11 protein-coding genes are annotated in these 9774 nt (G+C 63.5%); 3 read left to right on the top strand and 8 right to left on the bottom strand.

Translation table 11 applies throughout. The features are described 5' to 3' along the window. Positions 1-161 precede the first annotated feature (161 nt). On the top strand, positions 162-341 hold the full coding sequence (locus QZ269_RS10665; RefSeq protein ID WP_291426694.1) for a hypothetical protein: 180 nt from the start codon (positions 162-164) through the stop codon (positions 339-341). 69 nt (positions 342-410) lie between these two features. On the opposite strand, the gene QZ269_RS10660 is transcribed toward QZ269_RS10665, so the two are convergent. The 6 genes from QZ269_RS10660 to pyrR all read right to left on the bottom strand — a co-directional run bounded on the left by QZ269_RS10660 (position 411) and on the right by pyrR (position 4534). Continuing rightward, positions 411-1664 carry a dihydroorotase gene (locus tag QZ269_RS10660; protein WP_291426693.1) on the bottom strand — a complete coding sequence of 418 codons (1254 nt, stop codon included), beginning with the start codon at positions 1662-1664 and terminating at the stop codon, positions 411-413. An 11-nt stretch (positions 1665-1675) separates the two neighbouring features. Continuing rightward, the gene (locus tag QZ269_RS10655; protein ID WP_291426692.1) at positions 1676-2140 is read right to left on the bottom strand and encodes a hypothetical protein; all 465 of its coding nucleotides are present in this window, start codon (positions 2138-2140) and stop codon (positions 1676-1678) included. A gap of 152 nt (positions 2141-2292) precedes the next feature. Beyond that, a complete protein-coding gene (locus QZ269_RS10650) occupies positions 2293-2640 on the bottom strand; it encodes a hypothetical protein (RefSeq protein ID WP_291426691.1) in 348 nt (115 codons plus the stop codon). A 6-nt stretch (positions 2641-2646) separates the two neighbouring features. Beyond that, entirely contained in the window at positions 2647-2937 is a 291-nt protein-coding gene (locus QZ269_RS10645; protein WP_291426690.1) for a hypothetical protein, read from the bottom strand. 110 nt (positions 2938-3047) lie between these two features. Next, positions 3048-3986, bottom strand: a complete 939-nt coding sequence (locus QZ269_RS10640) for an aspartate carbamoyltransferase catalytic subunit (RefSeq protein WP_291426689.1) — start codon at positions 3984-3986, stop codon at positions 3048-3050. Beyond that, positions 3983-4534, bottom strand: a complete 552-nt coding sequence (gene pyrR / locus QZ269_RS10635) for a bifunctional pyr operon transcriptional regulator/uracil phosphoribosyltransferase PyrR (RefSeq protein ID WP_291426688.1) — start codon at positions 4532-4534, stop codon at positions 3983-3985. Before pyrR ends, QZ269_RS10640 begins: the two co-directional genes overlap by 4 nt. 326 nt (positions 4535-4860) lie before the next feature. Here pyrR and QZ269_RS10630 point away from each other — a divergent pair, with 326 nt between their 5' ends. Continuing rightward, a complete protein-coding gene (locus tag QZ269_RS10630; RefSeq protein ID WP_291426687.1) occupies positions 4861-5331 on the top strand; it encodes an Hsp20/alpha crystallin family protein in 471 nt (156 codons plus the stop codon). Between the two features lie 165 nt (positions 5332-5496). Here QZ269_RS10630 and QZ269_RS10625 read toward each other — a convergent pair whose 3' ends face one another. Both QZ269_RS10625 and QZ269_RS10620 read right to left on the bottom strand, forming a co-directional pair. Further along, complete coding sequence (locus tag QZ269_RS10625) at positions 5497-6129, bottom strand: histidine phosphatase family protein (RefSeq protein ID WP_291426686.1); 633 nt, start codon at positions 6127-6129, stop codon at positions 5497-5499. A 43-nt stretch (positions 6130-6172) separates the two neighbouring features. Beyond that, a complete protein-coding gene (locus tag QZ269_RS10620; protein WP_291426685.1) occupies positions 6173-7051 on the bottom strand; it encodes a rhodanese-related sulfurtransferase in 879 nt (292 codons plus the stop codon). 321 nt (positions 7052-7372) lie between these two features. On the opposite strand from QZ269_RS10620, the gene QZ269_RS10615 reads away from it, so the two are divergent. Continuing rightward, positions 7373-9457: an ABC-F family ATP-binding cassette domain-containing protein gene (locus QZ269_RS10615; protein ID WP_291426695.1), complete on the top strand. Its 2085-nt coding sequence runs from the start codon at positions 7373-7375 to the stop codon at positions 9455-9457. Positions 9458-9774: the final 317 nt, after the last annotated feature.

The raw sequence follows: 9774 nt of genomic DNA, 5'->3' as shown, positions 1-9774 counted from the left end.
TCTGCTCCAGCGATTGTGCGCCTGATGAAGAGGGCAGCATGGATACTCCGACGATATGGGCCTCAGACAGCCTCTAAAAGCCACCAATTGGTGCAGGTCTTCTCACCCGGCGGGGCGCTAAAAGTGAGAGCCTGAAGGCCCACTGGGAAAGGAGCATTACTATGACTGACCCCGGAGACCTAGCCAGCACCGACAGCAACGTTCGTAGCGACTTGCCCAGCGCCACCCCCGAGACGGTTAACCCCGGCCTGGGAGCCGACGGCGACGCGGCCAAGATCAGGCAAAACGAAAAAGATCAGGCCCGCGTGATGCAGACGCCCGACCCCCGCGACGAACGCTAAGCGACCAACTGAGCCACCAACACAGAGAGCCGGAGCTGTGTACGCTTCGGCTCTCTGTGTTGGCCAGATTTACGGCTCGCGCCGGTAAGCCACTCTACCGTTCACCACGGTCAGCAGCGGCCAGCCCTTCAGCATTTGCCCTTGCCAGGGCGTAAATTTGGCCTTACTCCTGAACTCGGCGGGGTTCACTTCGCGCTCGGTATCGAGGTCGAGAACCACCACATCGGCGGGCGACCCGGCTTCCAGCGAGGGCAAGGGCCAGCCCATCACGCGGGCGGGGCCAGCGGTCATCAGGTCAAGCAGTTTTTCCAGTCCCAGCCGCTCGCCAAAGCGGGTCCACATGATTGGGAAAGCGATCTCGATATAGGCGATGCCGCTGGGCGCTTCAAGCAGATCGCGCTCCTTCTCGGCGCGGGTGTGCGGCGCGTGGTCGGTGGCAATACAGTCTACCGAGCCGTCGAGCAGCCCTTCCAGCAGGTAGTCGGCGTCCTGGCGGGTACGCAGTGGCGGCGCGACCTTGTACATGGCGTCAAAGGTACGCAGGCTCTCGTCGGTCAGGTCAAGGTGATGTGGGCAGACCTCGCAGGTGACGGGCAAGCCGCGCCTTTTGGCGTCGCGCACAATGTCCAGCTCGCGGGCCGTAGAGAGGTGCTGAACATGGAGCCGCGCCCCAGTCAGCGCGACAATTTCCATGTCGCGGGCCACGCGGGCCGCCGCCGCCGCCGCCGGGTTGCCTGGCAGACCCAGTTCCTCGGACACTGCCCCCTCGTTCATCACGCCGCCTGCCCGCAGCGCGTCGTCCTCGGCATGAACCGAAATCACCATGTTGAGCGAGCGGGCGTACTCCATGCCCAGCCGCAGCACGCGGGCGTTTTCGTTGGTCAGGCCGTCGTCGGTGAACATCACGGCCCCGGCGTCCTTGAGGTAGCTCATCTCGGTCAGGTGTTCGCCTTTTTCGCCCCTGGTCACGGCGGCGGCAGGCTTCAGGCGGGCAAAACCAAGGCCGTCCGCCTTTTCGATGAGACTGCGAACCAGCGCGGGATCATCAATCACCGGGCGGGTGTTGGGCATACAGACCACCGTGCCGTAGCCGCCCGCCGCCGCCGCCGCGAGGCCGCTCGCCAGGTCTTCTTTCTCGGTCTGGCCGGGTTCGCGCAGGTGGGCGTGCAACTCAATGAGGGCCGGGGCCAGCGTACCGCCCTGGCCGTCGATGGTTTGGCCCTCGGCGGGTAGGTTCCAGCCTTTAATCAGGCCGTTTTCGATGGTCACCGACTCGGTTTTATCTGAGCCGACGCGCTTGATATTGGTGATGGTTAGGGTCATAAGGAAACTCCTTATCTGGTCGTCTGGACGGGTTCAACAACGACGACCGGACAAATGGGCGAATGGTAGTACAAATATTTTTCTTCGGGTGCTATGACCTTGCCAAACCCCATGGTGAAACTGAGGTCAAGAGCAGTGAGCAGGCTTCCTTGGCGAGATATCTGCTTGATCTGGCAGGTCTTCAGGACGTCTGTAAGTTCTTTGGGTATAGTGCAAATTGCTTTTTTATCCGTTGTTCTATAAGTACGCTCATACAGTAGGCCAAGGTTCCGAGCTAGCTCAACGATAGGCCCGGTTTCCTCTCGCAAGATGGCTAGGCTACCCGTTTTCAGAGGCTTGATGCTGACGTCATAGTGGTCATAAAATTGCCCCCGCTGAAGGTCGCCATAGTGCCATTCGTAACGGTCGGCACCCGGCCAACTCGCATACTCTGACAGACGCTTCCGGATTTGTATTGGCGGTTCCTTCAGGGTCATACACTGGCGATTCGGTGTAGTGTAGGCGGCTGGACATGGCCCCCATTCCTGCTGAAATTCCCATGTCAAAGCGTCATGCAAGTTCGGCATAAGGTCACACGCCCCCGCCCACCCATTCGACACCAAAAGCCCCAGCATCAGCGCCCGCTGCATTAATTCACCTCTGGCAATTCATCTACGTTCACGCGCCGCGCCCCGTTCACGTCGCTGAGCACGGCCAAATCCTTATTGAACAGGGCCGCGACGGTGTACGACTGGTCGGAGTCGTACCGGACCACGCAGCGTTCTAGCTTCAGGAACTTGGTGGTCTTTTTCATGCCGAACAGTGGGTCGGTGCAGGGCGTGGCCGGAAGCGGTTGGCCGGTTTCGGTGTAGGCGTTGCTGGCGGCCACGCTGACCAGGCGCACGTAATCCAGCGCCTCGGCCTCGGCAGACTGGGCGGTGCCTTCACGCTTGCAGGCGGTGAGCAGAAGTAAACAGAGAGTCACCAGGCGTTTCATTTCGTCTTAGGGCCTCAGGTCGGGAAACTCAGCGGCTTTGACCCGGCGCGTTCCCTGCGAGTCACTGACAATCAGCCAGCCGTTGCTGATCTTGGCGGCCAGTTCAATATGGTCTAGCGCCGTCACTCTGACGGAGCAACTTTCAACCGTATTGCGTTCGGGACGCATGGAAATGTCAATGGCCGGATGGTCACAAGGAGCCGTGAAAGGGCGCTGGCCACCATTGACAAAGGCCTGCGCCGCACTCGCCTCGACCATCCTCACGTAGGCGCTGACTTCAGTAAAAGCGGGCGTCACGTGCCGACCCAGCATGGCTGGCGGCCCTGGTGGACGAACCGTCACGGGCTGCTGGTCCGCGTTGGATTTGCAGCCGCAAAGTAAAATCAGAGGGAACGCGAGGCTCCGTTTCAAGCCTGATCCCGCCCGACCAGCAGGTGATACAGCACACTCATCCGCACGGCCTGACCGTTTTCGACCTGTTTCAGAATGCGGCTGCGCGGGCCGTCTGCTGCCTCACTGCTGATTTCCAGGTCACGGTTCATGGGGCCAGGATGCAGCACAATCGCGCCGCTTTCGGCGTGCTGCATCAGCCCTTCGTTGACCTGATAGGTGTCGGCATACTCCTGCAAACTAGCGAGGTAACCGCCGTTCATGCGCTCCTGCTGCAATCTCAGCGCCATGACGGCGTGTGCGCCTTTTACAGCCTGGCGGGGGTCGGTGGTCAGGGTCACGCCCGGCAGCGCAGCGAGCCCCTCGGGGAGCAGCGTGGCGGGGCCGCACAGCACCACTTCCGCGCCCAGTTTGGGCAGCAATTCGGCGTTACTGCGGGCCACCCGGCTGTGGCGCACGTCCCCGATGATCGTCACTTTTTTGCCGCTCAGATCGCCGTATTCCTGCCGAACAGTAAAGGCGTCCAGCAGGGCCTGGGTTGGGTGGGCGCGGCGTCCGTCGCCCGCATTGATCACGGGTTTGCCGCTGTATTTGGCGACCAGGTGGGCGGCTCCAGCGGCGTGGTGGCGCACGACGTAAGCGTCGACCTTATAGGCGGTCAGCACTTCGATAGTGTCGCGCAGGCTCTCGCCCTTGCTGACGCTGCTGCTGCCCGCAGCGAAGCTGACCACGTCGGCGCTCATGCGGCGGGCCGCCAGTTCAAAGCTGGTGCGGGTGCGGGTGCTGTTTTCAAAAAACGCGGTGCAGACAGTCAGTCCTTGCAGCGCCGGAACCTTTTTCACCGGGCGGTCGAGCACCTGAAGCATGGTTTCGGCGTTGTCGAGCAGCGCGTTCAGGCGCTCAGGCGTCCAGTCCTGAAAGTCCAGCAGGTGGCGGGGGCGCGGGCCAGCGGTCATTTCAAGGCCTCCAGATCGTAGAGTTCCACGATGTCGGTGCCGTCGGTTTCCTGCAACTTGACCTTGACCACTTCGTGCTTGGCTGTCGGCAAATTTTTGCCCACGTAATCGGCGCGAATAGGCAACTCACGGTGTCCCCGGTCCACCAGCACCGCCAGTTGAATCCCTTCCGGGCGCCCCAGGTCGATCAGGGCGTCAAGCGCAGCCCGCACGGTGCGCCCGGTGTACAGCACGTCGTCGACCAGAATCACGCGGCGGTCGGCAAGGTCAAAGGGCACCTGCGTCTCGCGGATAATCGGCTGCCGCGCTACTTCGGAAAGGTCGTCGCGGTACAGCGTGATGTCCAGCATACCGCCGGGAACCTCGATGCCCTCCAGTTCGCTGAGTTTGGCGGCCAGCCGGTTGGCCAGCGGAATGCCGCGCGTGTGAACCCCGATTAGCGCCAGATTCTCGGCTCCCCTGTTGCGCTCGACAATTTCATGGGCAATGCGGGTCAGGGCGCGGCGAATCTCGTCCGCGCTAAGGATGGTGGCTTTCGGCTCGCTCATGCGCTCCTCCAGCCAACCAAGAGCGGCACCAAAAAAAGACCGTCCAGCACACGCTGACGGTTCACTGAATGTTCTCGCATAGTTGCTCCTTCTCGTGCCTCACGGGGCCGTCGCAGGCTCACAGGCCCGCCAGAGAAAGGCTGGGGGGCACTTCCCCCTTGCCGCCCGTCAGTCTAGCAGGCGAGGCACAGGTCTGCGGAACAGCCCCACGGCTTTGATGGCATGACCTTTAAGCCTCACTAAACTTGACATGATTAGACTCAGGTTTTACCATATAGGCATCTGAGTGTAAGGCACTCAAGTTCCGTTTTCAGGAGGACTTTCCCATGATGCGATTTGATCCTTTCCGCGATATCGAAGAACTGACTCAGCGCATGGACCGTGCCTACAGCGGCGGCCAAGGCGTGACCCGGTTTTCGCCGCCCGTGGACATTCACGAGGACGAAAAAGGGCTGGAGCTGACGCTGGACCTGCCCGGCATTTCGCCCAGCCAGCTTCAGATCGAGGCCGAGAACAACACCCTGACCGTGCAGGCCGAGCGCAAATACAGCCGCGCAGAAGGCAAGACTGCCCACCGCGTCGAGCGTGCTTATGGCACCTTTGTGCGAACCTTCAGCGTGCCCGCCAAGTACGACCTGAGCAAAGTCGAGGCCGACTTCGATAACGGCAGCCTGACCATTCACGTGCCCCGCAGCGAAGCGGCCCAGAAGCGCAGCATTACGGTGCGCAGCGGCGGCCAGCCGACACCGTCTAGAACAGTGGAAGCCGAGCAACGGGCCGAAATGACCGAATCCTGAACCGGTTCTGAACTAACCAGATTCCAGGCGGATGCGAGAAGGAAAAATACGGATTTCGCGGTCTGACGGTGCAGCTGGGCTCTTCTTGACTGTACCAGAATTGAGCGGAATCTATAGGCCCCCCCCGTCCTAGTGGCGGGGGTTTTTTGTTATCCAGCGCGGCGCTCAGTCGAGGTGCGGCGTCTGCCCTATCTGGCTATTCAGGATTTCACGGGTAAGCGGATCGACTTCCAGAATCGAATAGCCGGTATTGCGGTGCATAAACTGCCCACTGCGGAACTGGGTCTGGTAATCTTGCTCCAGCAGCCGCGTCAGCAGCGCCCCGATGGCAATTCCGTGCGACACCAGAATGACCGTCTCGCCTGCCCTGGGCCAGTGGGCCAGCGCGTGGGCGTATACCCGTTCGGCAACTTCCTGAGCGCTCTCGCCGCCCCGCGCCCGGATGCTGGGGTCGCCGCTCCAGAACTGCTCGTGCAGCTCGGCGTCGCTAACGGCCAATTCGTCGTACATCTGCCCTTCCCATTCGCCCATCGAAATCTCGCGCAGGGCCGGATAAGTTTCCAGGATGCCGCCCGTTTCGGCCTGAATTGCCTGAGCGGTGGCGTAGGCGCGGCTCAGGTCGCTGGATTCCAGACGCGGGCCGCGAATACCAAGTTGCCGGAAGTGCCGCGCGACTTTGTGCGCCTGCTCACGCCCCAGCTCGTCTAGCGGTTCGTCGATATGGCCCTGGACACGGCGGGTCTTGTTGTGGGCGGTCTGCCCGTGGCGTACCAGAATCAGGCGGGTGGGGTCGGTCATAGCCCGAATATCGCTCATTCTGAACAGGGCCGGGTCAAGCGGTTCAGACCAGTCCGGCGCCGTACATGCGCTGGCGATCCCGGAAGGCGGCCTTCTGCGCGTCGGTGGTCTGGTCGTGGCAGTGCTGACAGCTCACGCCTTCTTCGTACTGCGGATGCTGGCGTTCCTGGGCGCTCAGGGGCCAGCCGCACGAGTGGCACATCACGGCGCCGCCTTCGCGCAGGCCGTGGCCTACCGTCACGCGTCCGTCGAACACGAAACATTCGCCGTCCCAGCGGCTTTTTTCCTCGGGTACATCTTCGAGATAGTGCAGGATGCCGCCCCTGAGGTGATACACGTCCTTAAAGCCGCGCTCCAGCAGCAGGCTGGTGCTTTTTTCGCAGCGGATGCCGCCCGTACAGAACATGGCAATCTTTTTGTCCTGCGCCCCGGCCAGGTGTTCGTCTACCCAGGCCGGAAACTCTCGGAAGCTCTCTATTTCTGGGTCAATGGCGCCCTGAAAGGTTCCGGCCTTGACCTCGTAGCGGTTGCGGGTGTCGATCAGAATCACGTCTTCTTGTTCGATCAGGGCGTTCCACTCGTCGGGGTTCAGGTAGGTGCCCACCTTTTCACGCGGCGCGACGGGCACGCCCAGCGTCACGATTTCCTGTTTCAGCCGTACCTTGTAGCGCTTGAAGGGCTGTTCGCTGGCGCCGCTCTCCTTGTATTCCAGATTGCCAAAACCAGCCACCAGCAAAAAGTCATGCAGCCCGGTAATAGCTTCCCGCGACCCGGCCACCGTGCCGTTGATGCCCTCGGCGGCCACGATCAGCGTGCCGCACAGGCCTAGGCGTTGGCCCAGGCTCAGCAGATCTTCCCGTAGCGCGGCGGGGTCGCTGAGGGCGCGAAACTGGTACAGGGCGGCGACGGTAAAAGCGGACATTCGGCCATGATAGCGCCCGTTTTACAGCTAAAAACGGATGTGGGCCAGGGCTGCCTCCGCAGCAAAAATGCCTTTTACCGTAAAAATGATCTTCGGCACAAATGATCTTCGGTACAGCCGAGCTAGGTCCGTGCCTTGCCTAACCAGGCTCAGCGGCGGGGCCGCACTGAGGATCAGCCGCGACCGAGAGATCATGAAGCCCGCCCGCCCAGTGGGGGGAGCACGCGTCTTCATCATTCGGGGGTAGGCCAGTTGGCGCAGTGGCCCCTGCTTGATCCGGCGCAGGGCGGGGCGCTGAGCACTCTGCTACCCTCGCTGACGATGTCCACGCTGCTGACCGCCGAGAATATTTGTGTCGTGTACGGCGAGCGGGTCATTCTGGCCGACGTGTCGCTGAGTGTAGTGGCCGGCGAGCGGGTGGCGCTGCTGGGCCGCAACGGAGCCGGAAAAACCACGCTGCTGCGGGCGCTGCTGGGCGAAATTCCGCCTGAAGACGGAACCGTCTGGCGGGCCGACGGCTTGCGAGTGGCTGTGCTGGAGCAGCACCACGCGCACCCGGCGGGCCTGAGCGTTCGCCAGCTGACCGCCGCCGCGCACCCCTACCGCGAGGCCGAGGCCGAACTGCTGGCGCTGGAGGCCAACCTGGGCGACCCCGCCCGGCTGCACCAGTGGGCCGAGCTAAACGCCCGCCTGGAACGCGCCGAGGCGTTCGCTTGGCCCTCACGGGTGCGGCGGATTCTGGGCATGCTGGATCTGACCCGCTTTCTGGACCGTGAGGCGGCCACGCTCTCGGGCGGCGAGCGCACCCGGCTGGCGCTGGCGCTGGCCCTGGCCCGCGAACCCGAGCTGCTGGTGCTGGATGAACCGACCAATCACCTCGACATCCGCATGCGCGAGTGGCTCGAAGGCTGGCTGCTAAATTTCCGGGGCGGCACGCTGCTAACCAGCCATGACCGCGACTTTCTGGACGCCGTAGCGACCCGTAACCTGTGGCTGGAAGGCGGCGAGGCGCAGGATTACGCGGGCGGCTACACGCGGGCGCGGGCACAGCGCGACCTGGAACGCCGCACCCAGACCCGCGCCGCCAGACTGACCGGGCAAGAGGCGCAGCGGCTGCGCGGCAGCGTGGAGTGGCTCGACCGGCGCGGCAAACCGTCCAGTGCCCTGAAAACGCGGGCCGGGCGGGTAACCGTCGCCGAGGCTCCGCTGCCCGAACGCCAGCTCAGAATGCGGCTGCTGGCGGGCACGGCGCAGGCGCGGGTGGTGGCCTGGGGTGAGCACCTCAGCCAAAGTTACGGCGAACACACCGTACTGTCCGACGCTGCGTTCAGGCTGCGCCAGGGCGACCGCGTGGCGCTAATGGGCGCAAACGGCACCGGCAAGACTACGCTGATGCGGCTGCTGGCGGGCGAAACGCAGCCCGATCCCGGCCCCCCGGAGCCGCAGTTTCAGCTGGCCGGAGGCGTCAGCGTGGCGAGCCTGGATCAGACCTGGCACGGCCTGCATCCGGGCGAGACGCTGCACGGGCAGTTCGAGCGCCGTTTCGGCAAACAGACGGGCGCGATTCTGGGCCGGGCCGGATTTACCGCCGCCGACTGGGACAAAACACCCGAAATCCTCTCCGGCGGCGAACGGGCGCGGGCCGGGCTGGCGCTGGTGAGCAGCCTGCGCGCCGACCTGCTGCTGCTCGACGAACCAACCAACCACCTGGATGTCGAGGCGCTACAGGCACTTGAAAACGCCGTTCACGCCTATGCGGGCGCGGTGGTCATCGTGACGCACGACCGCCGCTTTGCCCGCGAGGTCGCCAACCGCCTGTGGGTCATTGAGGGCGGCGTGCTGCGCGAGGTGCGGGGCTGGGGCAGCCGCGTATACGACGACCCCGCCCGCACCCTGGAAGGCGACCCACCCCCGCCGCCGCCCGCACCCACCGCCCGGCAGCAGCTGGTCGCCGCCGAAAACGAACTGAGCGCCATTCGCGCCGCGCTGGACCAGTCACCGGGCCGCCCAACCGGGCGCGAGGAAGCCCGGCTGCGTTCGCGGGTGCGCGGGCTAAACCAGCAGATTTATGACCTCTACGCCGCAGCTTTTGCCGCCCCGCAGTGGGACGAGCAGGTGCGCGAACCGCCTCTGACTGTGCGGGCACAGAAACTGGGAGACTGGACGGATGGGCAGCGCGGGGGCATGTTCTGGGCGGCCCGCGACGAAAGCTGCCCGCACCTCGCCTGGGACGGGCAGACCCTGCGCTGGTCGGCCCAGGCCCCGGCGTGGTACGGCGCGGCGCTGCTGGGCGGGGCACTACGGATTCTGTTCGAGCGCTGGAACGTGGGCCGGGTGCAACTGGGTACGGGCGGCCCGCTGCTGACCCGTCGCCAGTGGTTCGGGCGACTGGGATACCTCGCCTGATGAATCACTGAACTTTGGCCCCGATACCCGGTACGGCCCACCATCATGACCAGTAGTCCGGAACCTTCTGTAGTTGTGCCAGGACAGTGCCCCTAAACACGAGGTTTCAGCCGCTCCACCCTTGCGGGAGAGTGGTACAGGGGGACTAGCGGCGGGGGGTGGATTGGCGCCAATGGCGTCCCAGACAAGTCAATTCGGCTTCACAGTTCTGTAGTGGTAAAAAGGTTCCGAACTACTGAGCAGTAGTTCGGAACCTTTCAGGCTGCTTTAACGCCCAACCGCAGGAGTTCACGGAGTGACTCGCCCATTTCCATCAC

The organism is Deinococcus sp., from assembly GCF_018260405.1.
In the GTDB taxonomy this organism is placed as follows: domain Bacteria; phylum Deinococcota; class Deinococci; order Deinococcales; family Deinococcaceae; genus Deinococcus.
The sequence above is the reverse complement of the archived record's forward strand: the minus strand, read 5'-3'. Positions and strand labels throughout refer to the sequence as shown.

Excerpts from the sequence above, each read along its gene's own strand:
- QZ269_RS10665 (WP_291426694.1), top strand. The coding sequence starts at position 162 with ATGACTGACCCCGGAGACCTAGCCAGCACCGACAGCAACGTTCGTAGC.
- QZ269_RS10660 (WP_291426693.1), bottom strand. The coding sequence starts at position 1,664 with ATGACCCTAACCATCACCAATATCAAGCGCGTCGGCTCAGATAAAACC.
- QZ269_RS10655 (WP_291426692.1), bottom strand. The coding sequence starts at position 2,140 with ATGACCCTGAAGGAACCGCCAATACAAATCCGGAAGCGTCTGTCAGAG.
- QZ269_RS10650 (WP_291426691.1), bottom strand. The coding sequence starts at position 2,640 with ATGAAACGCCTGGTGACTCTCTGTTTACTTCTGCTCACCGCCTGCAAG.
- QZ269_RS10640 (WP_291426689.1), bottom strand. The coding sequence starts at position 3,986 with ATGACCGCTGGCCCGCGCCCCCGCCACCTGCTGGACTTTCAGGACTGG.
- pyrR (WP_291426688.1), bottom strand. The coding sequence starts at position 4,534 with ATGAGCGAGCCGAAAGCCACCATCCTTAGCGCGGACGAGATTCGCCGC.
- QZ269_RS10630 (WP_291426687.1), top strand. The coding sequence starts at position 4,861 with ATGATGCGATTTGATCCTTTCCGCGATATCGAAGAACTGACTCAGCGC.
- QZ269_RS10625 (WP_291426686.1), bottom strand. The coding sequence starts at position 6,129 with ATGACCGACCCCACCCGCCTGATTCTGGTACGCCACGGGCAGACCGCC.
- QZ269_RS10620 (WP_291426685.1), bottom strand. The coding sequence starts at position 7,051 with ATGTCCGCTTTTACCGTCGCCGCCCTGTACCAGTTTCGCGCCCTCAGC.
- QZ269_RS10615 (WP_291426695.1), top strand. The coding sequence starts at position 7,373 with ATGTCCACGCTGCTGACCGCCGAGAATATTTGTGTCGTGTACGGCGAG.